This window comes from Chryseobacterium turcicum (assembly GCF_021010565.1).
Classification (GTDB): Bacteria; Bacteroidota; Bacteroidia; order Flavobacteriales; family Weeksellaceae; genus Chryseobacterium; species Chryseobacterium turcicum.
The window spans coordinates 721,683-741,805 of sequence record NZ_JAJNAY010000002.1 but is presented as its reverse complement, the minus strand read 5'-3'; the positions used below and the strand labels follow the sequence as shown (position 1 = coordinate 741,805).

The window sequence follows — 20,123 nt, the reverse complement described above, 5'->3', positions numbered from 1 at the left end:
TCAGAGCTTTTTTTATGATTTACATTCACATCCCTTTCTGCAAACAAAAATGCAGCTACTGTAATTTCCATTTTTCCACATCTATGAATTTTAAAGATGAGATGCTGGATGCAATGAAAAAGGAAATTTTTCTCAGAAAAGATGAGCTTCATAATAAAAACCTACAATCCCTTTACTTTGGTGGTGGTACTCCTTCTGTGCTTTCTTCGGATGAAATAAAATCTTTAATTGATGAAGTTTTAAAACATTTCAACTTTAATAATGATATTGAAATTACTTTAGAAGCTAATCCAGATGATTTAAACGCTCAATTTTTAAAAGGATTATCAACTTCTCCCGTTAATCGTTTGTCAATCGGAACACAAAGTTTCTTTGATGAAGATTTAAAACTGATGAATCGCGCTCATAATGCTTCAGAAGCGGAAGGTTCAATTAAAAGAGCACAAGATTTTGGGTTTGAAAACCTGAGTATTGATTTAATTTACGGTTCGCCAACTTCTAATTTAGAAATTTGGAAACAAAATTTAAATAAAACCATAGCGCTCGAAATTCCACATATTTCATCTTATGCTTTAACGGTAGAGCCCAAAACAGCTTTAGAAAACTGGATTTCAAAAGGGAAAGTTTCAAACCCTAAAGAAGAAGAGCAAAATCGTGAGTTTTATTACATGATCGATTTTCTGAAAGATCACGGTTTTAATCATTATGAAGTTTCCAATTTTGCAAAAGAAGGATTTTATTCAAGACACAATTCGGCATATTGGAAATACCAGGAATATTTGGGTATTGGCCCTTCTGCACATTCTTACAACGGAAATGATGTGCGAAGCTGGAATGTTGCCAACAACCAACAATATATTAAGAAATTAAGTTCAAATACTTTAGCTAAAGAAACCGAAATTCTGTCTCAAAATGACCAATTCAATGAAATGATTATGATTGGTTTAAGAACGATTTGGGGCGTAGATTTAGCAAGTTTAAATCAAAAGTTTTCTGAAAATATTTTAGATAAGTTTAATAAAGCAATTAAAAATAAAATTGAAGATGGTATTTTAAAGATTGAAAATAATCATCTTAAAATTCCTGAAAAACATTGGTTTATGGCAGACGGAATTGCTTCGGATTTATTTCTTATTTAGTAGCAACAAAAATGTATATTTGAAATAAATTATCATTGCGATGGGAAAAAATCTATTTCTTCTGTTTTTCTTTTTTGGAGTACTGCATTATTCACAAAAACCAATTTTTGCAAAGGCTAAAGTAAATGCTGTAAACGTTTACAGGAATTCTGCAGAATTACAGAATTCGGCTACTTTTTCGTTGCCAGTTGGTACTTCGGAAGTTGTAATCACCAATCTTTCAGACGAAATGATTGAAAAATCTTTACAGGTAAGTATCAATAATAAAAATGTAAATATTCTTTCAGTACAATTTACGGATAGCTATGTTTCTGAATACGATATGGATAAAACCAATCCACGCATCAAGAAAGTTACAGATAGCATTACATTGGTTGAAGATCTTCTTTTTAAATCGAATATTGAGCTGGAAGCAAATAATAAAACATTAGAGCTTTTAGATAAAAATCAAACCGTTTTAGTAGGAAGTAATACTTCAAGTGTTGCCCAATTGATGCAGCTTACAGAATATTATAAAACGAAGAGAGTAGAAATAAGTACGGCATTGTCTGTTATCAATAAAAGTAATAATAATCTTCAAAAAAAGCTTAACAGACTAAGAAGTAGTTTAAGAATTAATTCTGAACAAGAAGAAGCTTCGGCAGATGGAGTTATTATCATTAAATTAATGAGTGCTGTTGCAGTTAATGTAAAAGCTGATATCAATTATTTGGCTGAGAATGCTTATTGGGATCCGTTTTATGAAGTAAAAGGCAATAAAATTACAGAACCTCTGGATGTTATTTTTAAAGCGAAAGTGAGACAAAATACTGGTTTAGACTGGAAAGCTGTAAAATTATCTTTGATTAACGGAAGATCTAGTAGAAATAATACTGCTCCGGTTGTGAAACCATGGTTTTTAGAATCATATAAACAAGAAGAACCAGTTTCTGCACGTTCATACAGCAGTAGAAGTGATACTGCTAGTGTAAAAGAAATTGAAGAGGTTGTAGTTGTTGGCATGGCTTTCAGATCTATTGAAAATCAATTTAATATTAGTTTTGATGTTGATGTGCCTTATGATATTCTATCAAATAATCAGGAAAATTTTATTAATCTGAAACAGACGAAAATTCCTGTAAATTATAAATATTTTGTTGCTCCAAAATCTAATACTGATGCCTTTTTGATTGCTAAAATAAAAGATTTCAATAAGTATGACTTGATTTCTGCTCCTGCAAATATTGTTTTTGAAAATATGTACATTGGTGAAACTACAATCAAACCTAATCAAACTACGGATGAGTTGAATATTACACTTGGAGATGACAAGAAAATCAGTGTTCGTAAAGAAGTAATTGATGACAAATCTAATGTGAAACTCTTTTCATCTTATCAGGAAAAAACAATTACTTATGATATTGTTGTTAGAAATAATAAAAAAGATGCGATTGATATTGAGGTAAAAGATCAGTTTCCATTAAGTAAAGATGAAAGTGTAAAGATAGAATTGTTGCAGACAGGTAATGCAGAAATCGATAAAGAAAAAGGATATTTAACTTGGGATACCAAAATTTCTCCATCAGAAACAAAAAAATTCAGAGTAAGTTATAAAGTAAGATATCCAAAAGATTTTTCGATTAGTAATCTTTAATTAGTTTACAATTCTATTCACTATTTTTGCATTAAATTTCAAAGCTTTTGAAAACTAAAAAACAAAACTATTCGCATCTTTCGCCAAAACAACCTATCGGAATTTTTGATAGCGGAGTGGGAGGTTTAACGGTTGCTAAAGAAATAAAAAGACTTCTTCCTAATGAAGACCTTATTTATTTCGGAGACACAAAGCATCTTCCTTACGGTGAAAAATCAAAAGAAGCGATTATAGAATATTCTACGAAAATTTCTAATTTCCTTTTAGAGCAAAACTGTAAAGCGATTGTAATTGCCTGTAATACAGCTACAGCAAATGCATTGAAGGAAGTAATGTTGTCGGTTGCCGGAAAAGTTCCTGTGATTGATGTTATTAACCCGGTTGCTGAAAAAGTGTCTTACGAAATTCATAATAATGTAGGGGTGATCGCAACGAAAGCTACTGTAAATTCGGGTCTGTATAAAAAAAGCATCCGAAAGCACAATAAGTTTATTAAAGTAGATGAATTGGCGACTCCACTCTTGGTTCCTGCGATTGAAGAGGGATTCAAAAATCATCCGATTACACATTCTATTATTTACAATTATCTGAGCAATGCCAAATTGAAAAATATTGAAACGCTGATTCTCGGTTGTACCCATTATCCGCTTTTGATTGATGAGATTAAGCAATACTACGGCAATCGTGTTCGGGTGATTGATTCACCGAATATTGTAGCGAATCATTTGACGATTATTTTAGATAAATACCATCTTTTAAACGAAAATAATCCGAAACCGAATTACAAATTTTACCTTTCGGATATTACCAAAAATTTCGAGAAGATCTCTAAAAAGTTCTTTGGTAAAACAATAGACTTAGAACTGAAAGTATTATAACAAAAAAAGACTCAATTTGAGTCTTTTTTTGTTTATTCTGTAGTATCGTTGATTTCTGCTTCTGTTTCGATTTCTGCTTCTTCATTAGGTCCGAAAAAACTAAAGCTAACATTTCCGTATTTTCTGGTGAATTTATAATTCGGATGATCTAGTTTTAGTTTACTTTGGTGCTCTACAATAAGAATTCCGTTGGGTTTCAGGTATTTATTGTTTAAAACTAAAGAAAGCAAGTCATTGTATTTTTTTTCTTCGGTTTCAAAAGGAGCATCAGCGAAAACTATCTCGTAAGATTTGTTATTTCTAAATTTTTTCAGCCAATCAAAAACATCACCACGTTGCGTGCGCACTTGCAAGCTTAGATCTAGCTCTGACGCTACTGAGTTGATAAATGAAGTGTGTTTAGGATTCAGCTCTACCGAAGTGATATCTTGGCAACCTCTTGATCCAAATTCAAAAGTAATAGAGCCAATTCCTGCGAAAAGGTCAAGAACGGAAATCGACTGCATGTCGTAGGTGTTTTCCAAAATACTGAAAAGAGCTTCTTTAGCAAAGTCAGTGGTTGGTCTTACATCAAAATTTTTGGGAGCGGCTATTTTTTTGGCTTTCCATTTACCGGAAATTATTCTGTACATTTTTTTAGGTTTTAGGTTTTAGGTAAAAGGCGGCAGTTATTGCTACGAGCTAAAATCTGCATCCTGCAACCTAATTTAATATGAAATTCTTATTCGGGACATTATCGTAAACAACTTTAAGGTTCTTTACAAATTTTTGAAGTTCTGAAATAAATGTTTCGTTTTCTGTAGTTTCGCCATATACATAAAAATTGGTATCGTTGATTCCGAAACCTATTTTACTTAAGGTAAACATTACAAAATAAAGAAAATCTACGTCTGAATTGACATCCAGGTTGTTGTATAAAATGATTTTTTTATTCGAAATCGCAAAAAACTCGCATTGATTGTGATAAAGATTGATGTGAATTTCTTTATTATTCTTGTTATTAATCGAATTTAAAAACTTTTCTCCCGAAAAATTAAATTTTATTGGGATTGAAAGGTCCTTTATTTTCTGATAAAATTCTCGGGGAAAGGTGTAATAAAACTGTAGCTTAAACTTTTTGTTTACAGAAAGCATCAGTTCTTCATTTTCTTTATCTACAGGCGCATTAAAAGCAATGAGGTCATATCCAGAATCATGACCTTCAAAACCCTCAGGCATTAATGTGAAATGATTCAGTGCAGAGACCACAGAAACTTCGTCATATCTTTGTTTAATTAAGATATCTTCCAGCTTTCCTACGATAAAATCTTTCGGAGATTCTTCATCTACGAAATAAGACTTTTCCTCCAAAACACTTTTGTTTTTGATGATTTGGTAGATGAGTCCGTCTTTGGTAAAAAGTAAATTTAGTATGCTCATATTACAATTGTTGCAAATTTAGTGAAATTCTACCATTACCGCACCCGATTGATGATGAAGTATTTCCTTATTGTAAAAATCCAGACCTGTTTGACTTTCAAGAACGTCAAAAACCATGCGCTGCAAAGTACCGTCACCAATTCCGTGTACAATTTCGAGCCTTTTAAGATGATTTTTTCTGCAAAAACTGATGGTTTGAATTAATTTTTCTTTCTGAAGAAATAATCTTTCGAAACTATCGTAATCGTAAGGGTTTCTAACCAGATTTTCAAAATGCAAATCTAGAATTAGAGGATTTTTATCATGCTTTTTAGAAACTATTTTTTTCGGTTCTGCTTTTTTTATGATTTTAATATTTTCATACATTTCAGCATTTTTCGGCACCAATTTTTCTTTTGAATATTGATAAGTAAATCCATATTCATCCTTGAAGACCACGATATTTCCTTTCGTTGAAGTAATCACTCCACTTAAATCTTCATCTACCACCGAAACTTTATCACCTATTTTCATAATATTATAAACACTAATCTACACATATTTTTAGCACAAGTTTTCACAAATTTTTTAGTGTTATGAGTGAAAATTATTAGCGATATCTATGTTTCAAAATTAAACTTTTGGACCTAATTCTATTACTGCCAAATCTTTTATCTCTTCACCATCAATGACAAACTGCATCATCGTTCTCATTTTATGCCATCCCTGTTTTCCGCATGCTCCAGGATTTAGATGTAATAATTTATTTTTATCATCATACATCGCTTTCAAAATATGAGAATGCCCAGAAATAAATAATTTTGGAGCTTTTTCTGAAATCTCTTTCTTGGCTAAAGGAGTATATTTTCCGGGATAACCACCAATGTGAATCATTAAAACCTCAACTTTCTCACAAAAAAAACGATTCACCTCAGGAAATTCAGAACGGATTTTCGCATTATCAATGTTTCCCCAAACTCCTTTTAAAGGTTTTATTTTCTCGAGTTGCTCAATGATTTCAAAACTTCCAAAATCTCCGCAGTGCCAAATTTCATCAGCCTGTTTTGCATAATCTAAAATTCGGTCATCAATATAAGAATGGGAATCGGAGAGGAGGAGTATTTTGGTCATTTATCTTATTGTTCTTTCGGTAATATTTTGGTCGTATTTCTCTTTGAAAATTGCAAGACGGTCAGGATTCAATTCCCCATCATTGGTAAGTACTTTTTCTTTTAAAAGCCATTTTATAAGTTTTTCCATAGACTTTTTAGAATTCATGAAACTTGCAATTTTATAAAAATCATTAGATTCTACTTTTACTTTTTCGGTCAGAAAATTCAGTACATAATAATCATCGTCTTGATATCTTGCTGTTTCATTATCCATCTGCCTGTAAAGCAATATTTCATCGTCACTTTTTAAATTGTAAAATGAATATTCTACCATATTGATTTTTTCTGCTTTCAAAATTTGTTTTCCATCAAGCAAAACTTTATCATCTTTAATCTCGACTTCCTGAGTAAAGTAAAAATTAAAGCTTAATACTAATAATGAGAATAGTAATAATTTTTTTGTCATCATTTTAATGGTTATTTTTTGCAAATATAAAAATGCTAATTGTTATAATAAGTTTTTTATAGAAGCAATTTATTTTTATTAAAATTTAAGTATTGATGAAATGAGAAATTAATTATGCTGAATTGACTAAATTTGGGGAAAATTTTAAATAATGAAGCATAATTTTTCTTTATTCTTTCTTTTAGTTTCTTTCATCTCTTTTGCACAGGTTGAAGAGAAAAAATTAGACGAGCTTATTCAAAGTACATTAAAAACCTTCGACGTTCCGGGAATGTCTGTTGGAGTTATCAAAGACGGAAAAATGATTTACTCTAAAGGTTTTGGAGTACGTTCATTAACGACTAAGCAGCCAATGGATGATACAACTTTGGTGGGAATTGCCTCTAATTCTAAAGCTTTTACTTGTGTTGCTTTGGCAATTTTAGCAGATGAAGGAAAGGTGAACTGGGACGATAAAGTGTCAAAATATATTCCTGAATTTCAAATGTATGACCCGTACGTTTCTCAAAATGTTACCATCAAAGATTTGATTACGCACAGAGCCGGTTTAGGCTTAGGGCAAGGTGATTTAATGTTTTTTCCTGAAGGCGGAAATCTTACGGTGAATGATATTGTGCATAATGTAAGATATTTAAAGCCCGAAAATTCTTTCCGTACAACTTTAGACTATAATAATATCATGTTTATTGTTGCCGGAGAAGTAATTACCAGAATTTCAGGATTGAGCTGGGCAGATTTTATAGAACAAAGAATTATGAAACCTGTCGGGATGAATTCAAGTTTCGGAAGTTACAACAGAGCAAAAGCAGTTGCTAATAAAATTGATGCTCATGCTCCCGTTGATGGAAAAGCAATCGCAGTTCCTCACGATTGGAACGAAACAGGAAATGCTGCAGGTGGAATTATGAGTAACATTAAAGACATGACGACATGGGCAGAGTTTCTTTTAAATGGATTCACAACCAAAGAGGGCAAAAAATTAGTTTCAGATAAAAATATTCAGCAGCTTTGGAGTTTACAGATTCCGGATAGAGTTGCGATGAAAAACCCTTACGATACAAGTTTTTACGGTTATGGTTTAGGATGGTTTTTAAGTGATGTAAAAGGTCATAAACAAGTACAACATACCGGTGGATTAATTGGAACGGTAACACAATTTACTTTAATTCCGGATATGAAATTAGGAATTGTTGTGTTGACAAATCAACAATCTGGCGCAGCTTTCAATACGATTACTAATACCGTGAAAGATTCTTATTTAGGAATTGCCGACAGAAACTGGTTAAAAAATTACGGTGACAGAATGCAGAAAGTTGAAGCGGAATATAACAAACAAAAGAAAGAAGCTTTCGCAAAATCGGATGCATTTAAAAAAGAAAAAAACCTTCAGCCAAAAGCCGAACAATTTGTAGGGAAATATAATGACCAATGGTTTGGTGATGTTGAAGTTGCTCAGCAAGGAAACATTTACAGAATTTCTTGTAAAAACTCTCCAAGACTGAAAGGTGAATTACTTCCTTTTTCAAACAATACCTTTATTATCAAATGGGACGACAGAAGTTATGATGCAGACGCCTATCTTATTTTTAGTTATGATGAAAACGGAAAAGCAGAATCGGCAAAAATGAAAGCGATTTCTGATGTTACAGATTTTAGTTTTGATTTTGATGATTTAGATTTGAAAAGAAAATAATTGATTAAAGGATATGACAAAGAGGCTGTTTTCGCAGCCTCTTTGTTGTTTTTTATTGAAATCAAAATTATTTTTTTATAAACTTAGTGGTCATTTCTCCTGTTTTTAGAATATAATTTCCTGAAGAAAGCTGACTTACGTTGATGGAATTTCTTTCTAATACTCCTGAATTTATTACTCTACCCGTCATATCAAATATTTTGTATTCTTTTGACGGCGCATTGTAAATATTTAACTTTTCAGTCGCAGGATTAGGATAAACTTTCAAGCTTTTATTACCATTTGTATTTAGCTCTGAAACAGCTAAAGTAGCTAAATCGACTTTATATATTGCGCTGGCAAAGAAATCTGTAATATACAGGATGTTATTATGCATTAATAATCCTGAAGGATAACTCAATAAGCTAGAAGTTACTGCGTCAGACACTGTCGGGTTAGCGGTAGAAATACTTATTTTTGAAATTTTTGAAGCTCCAGCTTCAGCGATAAACAATTGTTTTCCATCTGATGCAAGACCTGAAGGATAACTTAATCCTTGAGCTACTACTACGTTTGCTGCAGAAGTGTTACTCATGTCAAATTTTACAACTCTGCCTACAAATCTTTCGGTAATGTATAGTTGATTGTCTATGACCTCAATTTCAAATGGGTTTTCTGCGTTGGTAACATCTATTAATTGTGGTGAAGCTTGGGTAACATCTATTTTGGCAACTTTGTTGGCTCCTTCAAGGGCGATGTACAAATCATTTCCGATAAACTCAAGACCAATAGGGCTGTCTACGTTTGATATTACGGTTTCAGGAGCAATACCAGTGTTTGAAAGGTCAATTTTAGAGATTTTATTACCTCCGAATTCTGAAATATAAAGTTTGTTATCTTTTATAGCTAATCCGTACGGTCTGTTTACGCCACTTACGACATCAACTGGTGGGGTATTGGGATTTGTAAGGTCAAATTTTACAACTTTATCCGAATAATAATAACCAACATACAAGTCATTACCATCAGTAATCATTGGGTTTGGAGTGGTTAAATTGTCCTGAAATACGCTTATTGAAGCTTGAGAATAAACTTTGCTTCCCAATAATAAGAAAGCAACCAATAAATAAATCTGTCTGTGCATAATAATACATTTTTAAATTACTTTTATTTAGAATAAATAAAATTTAAACAAAACTAATTGTTTTATTCACTATGAAAAAATGTGCATTCGGTTGCATTAAAACAAAAAGAAATAACAACATAAAAGTGCTGTTATTAATCAGTTTCTTGAAAAAATATTAGATAAAACTCAAATGGTTTTTGTTTCCATCCCTTTTTTTTTGGATAGAAAATGAATTGTATTAAAAATCTATTTTAAATTTTTAAAATCTGTTTCTGCTCTTACAAATTCACGATTAAGATTTTGCGTTTCAAAGAAATCTTTTAAATCAATCAAACGTTTTTGATTGTCATATTTCAGACTAGAATTCAATTTTTGTTGACAAAGAGAGCATGCTCTTGCAAAATGAGAGTCTGTCTCGGTAAGATTGTTGGTTCCATTCATTACACAATTTGCATTCAGGCAATGGCTTATTCCAAACATATGACCAATTTCGTGTGAACTTATTTTTAATAATCTTTCAAGACTTTTATTAAAATTTGATTCCGTTAAATTTCCATCATAAAATCGGAACATTGAGGTAACACCAACTCCTTTTTCATAGGAAGCAAGTCCAAACACATAGTTCCATTGAGGGCTGGGAAAAAGGTCTTTTTCTGTAATTCCCATTAAAACAATTGCATCTTTAGGCTTATTCTTTACTAAAATGCTGTCTAAAACATAAGTTGCTAAAATCTGTTCCTGGCTATTGTTTCTAATTCTTTTAGCCGATTTTGGAAAAATAGTATTTGATAAAATAGGCAGGATTTTAGTTTCCAACTGAAAGTATTTGGCTAAATATTGTTTTGTTAGCCCAATTTGTTTTTTCTGCAGGATATTAAATTCACCGATGGGCTGAAGATATATTGTGTTCTTTCCTGCTTTTGGTTTTATTTTTTTTACTCTTTCAAAGTCCTGAAATGTCTGATTATGCTCTTTGTTATTGTATCTCCATTCTTCTTGTGTAGGATTTTTTAATCCTTCGTCATTGAAGGCAATCTTTTCATAATAAGACAATTCTTTCTTTTGGCATGAGAAAAGAAAGATGAAAAAAGGTAAATAAATTAAATTTAAGGTTAAATTAAATTTTGCTGGGTTCATAAAAGAAGAGGAGTTTTTTATTAGCTCCGTCAAACTGTGACCAAGAATCACATTCAATTTGAAAACCAGCTACGCCACAAGTCGGGAAATGGAAAATATCCTCAGAAATAGAATTGGCAAAATTTGAGATGCCATTATTGTGTGAGAAAAACGCTACCGAATTTACCTCATCATTTAAATCATAAATCACAGACTCAAAATTACTTTCGGAAGGGTTGTAGAGTTTTTCGTTAGTTCCAAAATTTAGATTATAGGTTTGATTAAAAATTTTGCAGGTAGATAAAGCTCTTACTGCAGGGCTTGAAATAAGATAATCAATGCCGATATTATTGCTTTTTAAAAATTTAGACATTTTCAGAGCATCCAGCAAACCTTTGTCTGCCAATGGCCTGTCGAAGTCACTGGTTTCTTCTGGCCAGTCACTTTTTGCATGTCTTACGAGGATGAGTTGCTTCATTGTCTTGAGTTTGGATAAGATAAAATTAAACAAAAATTAACGTATAAAAAACATGATTTATAAAAAAAACTGTGTTGCGAATAAAATGAGTAAAATTTCTTAAATTTGCAGACTTATGGGACAAATTATTTCTATAGACTACGGAAAAGCGCGTTGTGGCGTTGCTGCAACCGATGATATGAAAATTATTGCCAGTGGTCTAGATACCGTGGAAACTCGTTTTTTGATAGATTTTTTAAAAAAATATGTTGTTGAAAACAGTGTTGAAGCAATGGTAGTAGGTCTTCCCATAGATTTGAAGGGAAATATTTCAGAAGTGGAAACTGATATTTTAAAGTTTATAGAAAATTTTAAAAAAGAATTTCCGCAGATTGAAGTTCATCGTTTAGATGAAAGGTTTACTTCAAAAATGGCTTCGTTTTTTATTTCTCAAAGTGGAAAAAGTAAAAAACAAAGACAACAAAAAGGATTAATAGATAAAGTAAGTGCAACCATCATATTGCAGAATTTTTTAGAACAAAGAACAAGATGATTTTACCAATTAGAGCTTTTGGAGATCCTGTATTGAGAAAAACAGGAAAAGAGATAGATGAAAATTATCCGGATTTGCAACAACTAATCGATAATATGTTTGAAACCATGTACGAAGCAAACGGTATTGGTTTGGCGGCGCCTCAGATTGGTTTAGATTTAAGACTTTTCATCGTAGATGTTACGCCTTTGGCAGAAGATGAGGATTACGAAGATATTGCTGAAGAGTTGAAAGACTTTAAAAAAGTTTTCATCAACGCCGAAATTCTCGAAGAATCTGGCGAAGAATGGAAGTTTAACGAAGGCTGTCTTTCTATTCCTGATGTGAGAGAAGATGTGAAAAGAAAGAGCACAATCTTAATCGAATATTATGACGAAAATTTTGTGAAGCATACCGAAACTTTTTCCGATATTAGAGCCCGCGTAATTCAGCACGAATATGATCATATTGAAGGAACACTTTTTACCGATCATCTTAGCGCGCTGAAGAAAAAGCTGGTAAAAGGGAAACTTACAAAAATTACGCAAGGAGACGTGTCTATTAGCTACAAAATGAGGTTTCCAAAATAATTTAAACTAAGAAATATACTATTATAAAAAGCGTTATAGCTTTTACTGAAATTAAAAAAATAAAATTATGCTGTTAGAAAAAATAATTTCGATCTCTGGGAAACCAGGTCTTTACAAATTGGTATCGCAGTTGAAAAACGGATTTATCATTGAAGAAGTTACTACCAAAAAGAAAGTAAGCATCGGGAACTCAAGCCAAGTGAGCTTGTTGGATAATATTGCAATGTTTACTTTTGATAAAGAAGTTCCTTTGTTTGAAGTTTTTGAAAATATCGCTAAAAACTACGATTACAAAGAAACCATCAATCATAAATCTTCAGAAGCAGAATTAGCTGATTTTATGGCTGCATCGCTTCCAAACTATGATACAGACAGAGTTTACAATTCTGATATTAAGAAATTGGCTCAGTGGTACAACATTCTTCACAAAGCTGGATACATCACTCCTGAAGGTTTTGTAAAAGCAGAAGCTGAAACTGAAGAAGGTGAGGCGAGTATTGAAAAAGAAGCTCCAAAAAAGGCAGCTCTTAAAGCAGACAAGCCAGCAACTCCAAAAGTAAAAGCAAGTACAGGAGCTAAAGCAGCGACGAAAAGTACACACAGAAAAATGGGATAATTTAGTTTATCTTAATTAATAGAAAACCTTGTCAGTAATGACAAGGTTTTTTGTTTTAAACTTTTTTAGTTAATCGCAAAGGCGCAAAAGTTTTTATTTTACTGTTTTTAAGGCTATACTGTTTTTATCACGCAAAGATTTTATTTAAAAAAATCTTGATTTTAAGGAGCAAAGATTATCGAACAAGTCGATTAAGCTTGGAATCTGCATGAGCTTTATCAAATCAATTCATTGATGCTTCTTTGCCACCTTAAAGTAAAACATGAAGAAAAATAAATCTTTGCGTTAAAAAAATTAAATATTCATTTCTTAATGAAAGATTACAAATGAAAGATTACAGATGAAAAATAATGAATCATTAAATATTCACAATTCACAATTTTTAAGGCTATACTATTTTTATCACGCAAAGATTTTATTTAAAAAAATCTTGATTTTAAGGAGCAAAGATTATCGAACAAGTCGATTAAGCTTGGAATATGCATGAGCTTTATCAAATCAATTCATTGATGCTTCTTTGCCACCTTAAAGTAAAACATGAAGAAAAATAAATCTTTGCGTTAAAAAAATTAAATATTCATTTCTTAATGAAAGATTACAAATGAAAGATTACACATGAAAAATAATGAATCATTAAATATTCACAATTCACAATTTGAAAATCTCTGATTTTCTTGCGCCTTAAAAACGGTTTGATTCTAAAAAACTGCGCCTTCGCGATTAACCAACAGAAATGTTAGTTCCTTATAATTCTTTTGTATCAAGACAAAATAGCAATACAGAAGATTTGCCGTAAATTTGTACTTCTATTTAATCTTAACCTCAACCTTAATTGAATGAATACCAGACAAGAAAAACTCGAAGCTTTCGGAAGACTTTTAGATATTATGGATGACCTTCGTGAAAAATGTCCGTGGGATCAGAAACAGACACTACAAACGCTTCGTCATTTAACTTTAGAAGAAACTTACGAACTTTCGGATGCTCTTTTACAGGAAGATTTAACCGAAATTAAAAAAGAACTTGGCGATGTATTGCTGCATCTGGTTTTTTATGCTAAAATAGGTTCTGAAAAAAAGAGTTTCGATATTGCTGATGTTATTAATTCTTTAAATGAAAAACTGATTTTCCGCCACCCTCATATTTATGGCGATGTAGAAGTGAAAGATGAAGAAGAAGTAAAACAAAACTGGGAAAAACTAAAACTGAAAGAAGGTAATAAATCTATTTTGGGTGGCGTTCCGAAAGGATTGCCAAGTATGGTAAAAGCCTATAGAATTCAGGATAAAGTAAAAGGAATTGGTTTTGAATTTCACGATGCCGAAGATGCGTGGAAAAAAGTAGATGAAGAAATCAACGAGTTTCATGCAGAAACCGATTTAGATAAAAAAGAACAGGAGTTGGGCGATGTATTTTTCTCATTGATTAATTACGCAAGAATTTCAGGTTTAAACCCTGATTCGGCTTTAGAGCGTACCAATCTGAAATTTATTTCAAGATTTCAGAAAATGGAACAGCTTGCAGCTGAGGCAGATTTAAAATTAGCTGATATCACTTTAGAAGAAATGGATGTTCTTTGGGAAAAAGCAAAACGTTTTGAATAAATGAAAGTAGACAATCCTTCACAAAACCGTTTTCAATATCTGATTGAAATGAAGAAAACCGAGCGGAAATGGCATTTTCCGTTTCTTGCTGCATTATGCATTGGTATTCCTCTTTTATTAGGATGGTTTTCGGGTAAACCAAACTATGGAAGTCTTTCGAGTTTGGGAGCGTTGACGATATTGTATTTCACGACGGCGCCGATTAGTCAGCGAATGATTCATTTGGCGGTTTGTGCTTTTGGGATTATATTTTCCTTTACCATCAGTCTTTTTTTTAGTTTTAATATTTACACAGCGGCTTTATCTTTCGGGATTGTTTCTTTCCTTTCTCATTTTATCACTTCTTATTTTAAAATTTCACCGCCTGGAAATTTTTTCTTCATCATGTTGGCGGCGATGGCGAGTACATATCAGTTTGATTTGGAAATGATTCCTTTACGAGTTGGTTTAGTCACAATGGGAGCTATTTTATCGTGTTCACTGGCGTTTCTTTATTCTGTTTTTGTTGAAAAAAGTGAAGTGGTCAATATTCCACGAAGAGTTTTTAAGAAAAAAAGATATACCAAGTTTGTTGAAAGTACGATTATAGGTTTAATTATGATGCTGACTTTAATTGTCGGGCATCTTTTAAAGTTTCAAAATACGTACTGGATTTCTATTTCTACTGTTGCCATTATTCAGGGGCGAAATTTTGAGCATGTGCGACAGAGAAATATGCACCGTATTTTCGGAACTTTCATTGGTTTGGGCTTAGCATGGCTGATTCTTCTTTTTGACCCTGAAAAAATTGTAATGATAGGAATTATTGTAGTTTTACAGTTCATAGTTGAGTTGATGATTGTAAGAAATTATGGTTTTGCCGTTATATTTATTACACCACTTACTTTGCTTTTAATAGAAGTCGGAAGCACCGTGCATCATGAGGTTGAAAATCTGATGCAGGCAAGATTACTCGATACTATTATTGGAAGTTTGATGGGATTGGCTGCTGGTTTTTTTCTCCATCACCAACAAATCATCAATCAATTGGAGAAAAACATCAGATATTCTTTCTTTCAGTTTAAAAAATTAAAAAAATAAAATTATGCGCATTCTCGTTGTATTTGCTTTTATGTTGATGAGCTGCAATCCGAAAGCTCAAGATTCGGTAACAAAATCACAGGAAGATTTGAAAACAGAATTTTCATTTCCCAAAAAGTTGAAAGAAGTTTCAGGAATTGCTCTTTCGCAAGACCAGAAAATTATTTGGGCTATTGAAGATGCCGGAAATAAAAATGTAGTGTACGGGCTCAACCGACAAGGTGACCTGATTAATGATGTATTGGTAGAAAATGCTGAAAATAACGACTGGGAAGATATTACAAAAGATGCTGCCGGAAATATCTACATTGGTGATTTCGGGAATAATGAAAATGACAGACAGAATCTTTCCATCTTAAAATTAGATTTAAAGAATGAGTCTCAGAAATCAACAAAAGTTATTCAGACGACAAAATTTCATTATGAAGGACAGACTGAGTTTCCTCCCCAAAAGTCTAATTTACTATACGATTGTGAAGCTTTTGTAGAAAAAGACGGAAGTTTTTATTTGTTTACAAAAAACAGAAGCAAAGGTTTTGACGGAACATTTTTGGTTTTCCAAATTCCAAATAAGGAAGGTGATTTTGAAGCTAAATTAATTGGGAAATTAAAACTAGAAGGCGGTTACGGTGATGCTGCCATTACATCCGCTGCTATTAATTCTAAAAATGAAATTGTGCTTTTAACGCATAAAAACATTCACGTACTTTCAGGGTTTACAGCAAATGATTTTAATAGTGCTAAAATTCAGAAAATCTCTTTAGAACACAATTCACAAAAAGAAGCAGTCGTTTTTGTGGATGATAAAACCTTGCTGATTGCTGATGAAAAGGATAAAAAAACAGGTGGAAATGTGTATCAATTTTCTTTAAAATAAATATTTAGTTTGTCATTCTGGAGGAATCTCTGCAACCTTTTATAAAATTGTATAGATTCTTTCAGAATGACAAACTTTACGTTTAATAAAACAATCAATGACCGTTAGAAACTCATTCCAACGCCACCGGAAATTCTTCCGCCATCTTCACCGGTAAAGTAATCGATTCTTGCAGAGAAAGACTCCAGCATATTCATCCAAAAACCGCCACCAACTCCTTGATGCCATTTGTTAGATTGCTCTTTATCTATCCATACTCTTCCTGCGTCATATCCTACTAAAATTCCCATATTGACGGGGACGATATTATTTCTTACTCTTCCAAAATCCCAGCGAACTTCCGCATTGTTGATAAGGTATGATTTTCCTGCAAATCTTTCATTTCTGTAAGCGCGCATTCCATTGTTTCCACCAATGGCTGCAGCCTGATAAAATTCAAAATTATTATTGTTGATAATCATGGCATTCGTAGAATTGGCAAATACAAATTTTCCTTTCTTATCAATTCTGTGGAAAACGGTCATACTTCCCTGAAAGCTTGCAAAATTTCTTTCAAGCTCTTGTAAATTGGCTTTCCAGCCTGCATTTAAAACTAATTCTAAACCTAGTGTAGGAAAAGCATTATTGTCGAAATTTTTAAAACTAAAGGTGTAATTGGCTCCTCCAAATTGTTGATGGTCGAAGTTTTCTAATCTTACATCTGGTGATATAACCGCAAAACGGTCATCATTTTTCTGCAGTTTAGAGTTTTCAAAGGTTAATTGGAACTGATGCTTGATGTTGAGCCAGCTTGTTTTTGAGATGGAAGGTGCAAATTTACTCTGAGAAATTCTTACACGATTGTAATCTCTATCTACCGCATCTTTGTCGTATTGTGTTTCATTTCCAAATCCAAAAAATGTTCTTGCAAAATGGGGAGTTGTATGAGTCGCATCAATTCCGGCATCCCACCCGAAAATTGCTTTTTTGAAAACTCCTTTATAGCCTAAATTAAATCCACCTGTTGCGGTGTATAAATTAGCACTAAAACTATGTTTTTGAGTAAAGCGGTCACGAATGAAATTATTAACCGTAAAATTAGCTACAAGACCCAAAATAACCCCGTCATCAGGATTGTAATTTGCCATCGGATATCCTGCAAAGAAATTGTATTTAGGGTGTTTCCAGTTGTAGGTATTTATATCATAATCATCGGTAATGTGCTTTGTCGCGCCTTTGGTTTCGTAGGTGTTTTTCTGAGATTTAAAATCGTAAATTTTAACGTTTCTGCCGTTAGAAACATTGTAAACATCATGATTGTAACCACCAATTAAGCGAATATTTGTCTTTGATTTTCCATCTCCGGAAACTTCATAAACGTCATCATCATCCAATCCGTAAATCCAAAGTTCTTTGGTTTTCTTACCGTCGTAAGTTTTTTCAAAAACTAGTTCTTCGGTTTTATCTTTATTAATTTTATATTGCTTTACTTCAACTGATGTTTCGTTCTTTACAATGACAAATTTGTCCGGACTGAGCGTTCCTACCAACGGCACTTTTTCCTGAAGAATGTGATAATATTCTACTGCATTGGCCTCGATTTTTTCTTTTCTCAGTTTTAATTTTCTTTGAATATCGGCAATGGTTTCATCCAGAACTTCTTTCGGGAGATTTTTAAAAGCAACATCAATATCGGCATCGGTAAGGTGTTTCTGAATGTATTTTGCCTGCTCGCTCCAGTTTTGTTCGGTAGAACCTTTCAGAAAAATTAAATCTAAAGGATAAGGCTCCATGTTTACCCAACGCACATTTTTTATTTCATCTTTAAAAGATTTCATGTGACGAATCATCGGGATATTCATAATAAAGGTAAACGCAGCGCCATCATAGATGCTGAACGCCTGATCTCTGTCTCTTGGGATAGGTTTGTAAACAACTTTATCTCCCACTTTATATTCGGCCCATTTCCATTGATCTTCGTGTCTATCCCAATCACCAATCAGCATATCAAAAATTCTTGCTCTGATATACAAATCCTGATCGACAGAATATTTGCTGTCTTTTCGCATATTTTTTAGGACATCTGAAGTAGAAACAATACCAGAAGCATTATCAAGTGACTGTAAGGTCTTAGGGTCAGAAGAAAAACGCTCTTCAATCATATACATTTCGTCACCGTAATTTTTGTTGTAGCGACCCAGCGCTTTTTGTTTTGGAATATAATACAACTCCGGATTGCTATGAAAAATATCCAGCTTATCAATCATATTATTAACGGCAAATCCGGTAAAAGGATGATTGGTCGTGTAAAAATCGAGTAAGAATCTTTCAGGAAAAGTGTTGTTTAATTCATTTCCAAAATCATTTTTCTTAAAAGCTTGGGCATTTAGAAAACGGACGGCACTTTTTTTCACTCCACGCATCACAAATTCCTGTCCTTCACTGGTTCTCAGACGAAGACTGTTCGATTGATTTCCGCCACCTTCTCTGAAAGGCGAATACCCAGGATCCATATCTGAGAGATTTTTCGTTTTAGCTTCAATAGGAAGTCCGTAATATTTTCGGTAATGATCTCCCCAAAGCCAACGGTAGATTTTTCCTTTTTTGGTTAATCTTTCTGGATAAACGGATGATGTATAGGTTTCCGGAAAAGAGCTAGGGAAATTATTTTCAAATACTTGAGGTTTAGGAATTACAGAAATTTGGGTTAGCTTTTTAAGCGCATTATTTTTTGTTGAAAAATATTCTACATCTGAGCTCAAATCTTTTCTGAGATTTAACACAGCAAATCCACTTCCGCCATAAGAGAAATCTGTTTTTTCTACAATGGTGGCAGGATCTGTTTTTGAGCCGGCTCCGCTGATAATTTGTCTGATGTTTCTGTCTGCATGATATTGCAGATTGTGATCGTGCCCAGAAACGAAAATTACATTTTCTTTATCTTGAACGATGCTTTTTAGTCTATTGGCAAAGTCTGCATAATGTCTGTTGCTGAGATCTTCCATGCTCGCTCCGGAAACACTTCTCAAAGTGGTAAGCACAGAGGCAATTCCGGGAATGGGAACTTTACCGTTAAAGGCGGAAAGATGAGATTTTGCAGAATTAAATCCTGCATGAACGCCCGTACTGATTACCGGATGATGCAGCGCAACGATAATTCTCTTATCCTGATTTTTGGTAATAAGATCTTTAAATTCGGTGTAAAAATCTTCTCTGGTATTAATATCACATCCTTTGTTGATTCCGGGGTATTTATCCCAATTAATCAGTGCCCATTCAGAATCAATGACGATGAGCTTGATGTCTTTTGTTAAATTGATATCATCAATCGGACAAGAATTTTTAGGGAGAAAAGATTTTTTGTCTTTCAGATACGTTTTTACAAAGTCTTCCTGAGCTTTTAGACCATCCAAACCATGATACCAATCATGATTTCCGGGGATAACCAATGTTTTACCTTTAAAGTTTTTGGTAATTGCCAATTGGTTTTCCATTTTTTCTTTTGCCAAAGGATAGTCTTTGTCGCCTTCTTTTGGCATTCCGAGAGGGTAGATGTTATCTCCTAAAAATATCAGCATCGAATTGCTGTTGGCAGAATCTATCTTATTTTTAAGGAAATTTAAAGTCTGCTGAGCCTGAATTTCTTCTGAATTTCCTGCATCACCCACGAGGAAAATCTGAAAGTTTTGCTCTGTTTTTTGTTCAGATTGCGGTATCTCATGTAAGTTTTTACCTTTTTTTACGTTGTAGGTAGCACAAGACAAAAGAAGTCCCGAAAGGAGAACGGTTTTTCCTGCCGGTGATATTTTTTTTAAATAAGATTTAAAGGATAAATTCATACATTTACA

The 20,123-nt window shown here is 32.9% G+C and carries 19 protein-coding genes; 10 read left to right on the top strand and 9 right to left on the bottom strand.

Features of this window, described 5'->3' with window-relative positions:
- Positions 1-14 precede the first annotated feature (14 nt).
- From hemW to murI, 3 genes are read left to right on the top strand one after another with little or no spacing between them, the layout of a single operon-like run.
- Positions 15-1,139, top strand: coding sequence for a radical SAM family heme chaperone HemW (gene hemW / locus LO744_RS18120; protein WP_230671909.1), 1,125 nt, complete (start codon positions 15-17; stop codon positions 1,137-1,139).
- Between the two features lie 40 nt (positions 1,140-1,179).
- On the top strand, positions 1,180-2,772 hold the full coding sequence (locus tag LO744_RS18115) for a DUF4139 domain-containing protein (protein WP_230671907.1): 1,593 nt from the start codon (positions 1,180-1,182) through the stop codon (positions 2,770-2,772).
- Between the two features lie 47 nt (positions 2,773-2,819).
- The gene (murI, locus tag LO744_RS18110; RefSeq protein ID WP_230671905.1) at positions 2,820-3,650 is read left to right on the top strand and encodes a glutamate racemase; all 831 of its coding nucleotides are present in this window, start codon (positions 2,820-2,822) and stop codon (positions 3,648-3,650) included.
- A gap of 32 nt (positions 3,651-3,682) precedes the next feature.
- Here the strand turns inward: murI and LO744_RS18105 are convergent, their stop codons facing one another.
- The 5 genes from LO744_RS18105 to LO744_RS18085 form a co-directional block, all read right to left on the bottom strand.
- Positions 3,683-4,282 (bottom strand): RsmD family RNA methyltransferase, encoded by a 600-nt coding sequence (locus tag LO744_RS18105; RefSeq protein ID WP_230671902.1) that lies wholly within the window; start codon positions 4,280-4,282, stop codon positions 3,683-3,685.
- Positions 4,283-4,352: 70 nt separating this feature from the next.
- Positions 4,353-5,069 (bottom strand): DUF3822 family protein, encoded by a 717-nt coding sequence (locus LO744_RS18100; RefSeq protein ID WP_230671900.1) that lies wholly within the window; start codon positions 5,067-5,069, stop codon positions 4,353-4,355.
- Between the two features lie 18 nt (positions 5,070-5,087).
- The gene (locus LO744_RS18095; protein ID WP_230671897.1) at positions 5,088-5,582 is read right to left on the bottom strand and encodes a Smr/MutS family protein; all 495 of its coding nucleotides are present in this window, start codon (positions 5,580-5,582) and stop codon (positions 5,088-5,090) included.
- A gap of 99 nt (positions 5,583-5,681) precedes the next feature.
- Entirely contained in the window at positions 5,682-6,179 is a 498-nt protein-coding gene (locus LO744_RS18090; protein ID WP_230671895.1) for a metallophosphoesterase family protein, read from the bottom strand.
- Entirely contained in the window at positions 6,180-6,629 is a 450-nt protein-coding gene (locus LO744_RS18085; RefSeq protein ID WP_230671893.1) for a hypothetical protein, read from the bottom strand. It lies immediately after the preceding gene.
- A 148-nt stretch (positions 6,630-6,777) separates the two neighbouring features.
- Between LO744_RS18085 and LO744_RS18080 the strand changes: the two genes are divergently transcribed.
- The gene (locus LO744_RS18080; RefSeq protein ID WP_230671891.1) at positions 6,778-8,319 is read left to right on the top strand and encodes a serine hydrolase; all 1,542 of its coding nucleotides are present in this window, start codon (positions 6,778-6,780) and stop codon (positions 8,317-8,319) included.
- A 67-nt stretch (positions 8,320-8,386) separates the two neighbouring features.
- Here the strand turns inward: LO744_RS18080 and LO744_RS18075 are convergent, their stop codons facing one another.
- The 3 genes from LO744_RS18075 to LO744_RS18065 all read right to left on the bottom strand — a co-directional run bounded on the left by LO744_RS18075 (position 8,387) and on the right by LO744_RS18065 (position 11,018).
- On the bottom strand, positions 8,387-9,442 hold the full coding sequence (locus LO744_RS18075) for a Vgb family protein (protein WP_230671889.1): 1,056 nt from the start codon (positions 9,440-9,442) through the stop codon (positions 8,387-8,389).
- A 228-nt stretch (positions 9,443-9,670) separates the two neighbouring features.
- Positions 9,671-10,561, bottom strand: a complete 891-nt coding sequence (locus LO744_RS18070) for an archaemetzincin (RefSeq protein ID WP_230671887.1) — start codon at positions 10,559-10,561, stop codon at positions 9,671-9,673.
- Positions 10,542-11,018, bottom strand: a complete 477-nt coding sequence (locus LO744_RS18065) for a SixA phosphatase family protein (protein WP_230671885.1) — start codon at positions 11,016-11,018, stop codon at positions 10,542-10,544. Before LO744_RS18065 ends, LO744_RS18070 begins: the two co-directional genes overlap by 20 nt.
- A gap of 115 nt (positions 11,019-11,133) precedes the next feature.
- On the opposite strand from LO744_RS18065, the gene ruvX reads away from it, so the two are divergent.
- The 6 genes from ruvX (at position 11,134) to LO744_RS18035 (ending at position 16,296) form a co-directional block, all read left to right on the top strand.
- Complete coding sequence (ruvX, locus tag LO744_RS18060; RefSeq protein ID WP_230671883.1) at positions 11,134-11,550, top strand: Holliday junction resolvase RuvX; 417 nt, start codon at positions 11,134-11,136, stop codon at positions 11,548-11,550.
- Positions 11,547-12,119: a peptide deformylase gene (def, locus tag LO744_RS18055; RefSeq protein WP_230671881.1), complete on the top strand. Its 573-nt coding sequence runs from the start codon at positions 11,547-11,549 to the stop codon at positions 12,117-12,119. Before ruvX ends, def begins: the two co-directional genes overlap by 4 nt.
- Positions 12,120-12,186: 67 nt before the next feature.
- Positions 12,187-12,735: a DUF5606 family protein gene (locus LO744_RS18050; RefSeq protein WP_230671879.1), complete on the top strand. Its 549-nt coding sequence runs from the start codon at positions 12,187-12,189 to the stop codon at positions 12,733-12,735.
- Between the two features lie 836 nt (positions 12,736-13,571).
- Positions 13,572-14,339 (top strand): nucleoside triphosphate pyrophosphohydrolase, encoded by a 768-nt coding sequence (mazG, locus tag LO744_RS18045; RefSeq protein ID WP_230671877.1) that lies wholly within the window; start codon positions 13,572-13,574, stop codon positions 14,337-14,339.
- A complete protein-coding gene (locus LO744_RS18040) occupies positions 14,340-15,419 on the top strand; it encodes an FUSC family protein (protein WP_230671875.1) in 1,080 nt (359 codons plus the stop codon).
- 4 nt (positions 15,420-15,423) lie between these two features.
- Complete coding sequence (locus LO744_RS18035) at positions 15,424-16,296, top strand: hypothetical protein (RefSeq protein ID WP_230671873.1); 873 nt, start codon at positions 15,424-15,426, stop codon at positions 16,294-16,296.
- A gap of 104 nt (positions 16,297-16,400) precedes the next feature.
- On the opposite strand, the gene LO744_RS18030 is transcribed toward LO744_RS18035, so the two are convergent.
- Positions 16,401-20,114: a metallophosphoesterase gene (locus LO744_RS18030; RefSeq protein ID WP_230671871.1), complete on the bottom strand. Its 3,714-nt coding sequence runs from the start codon at positions 20,112-20,114 to the stop codon at positions 16,401-16,403.
- Positions 20,115-20,123 lie beyond the last annotated feature (9 nt).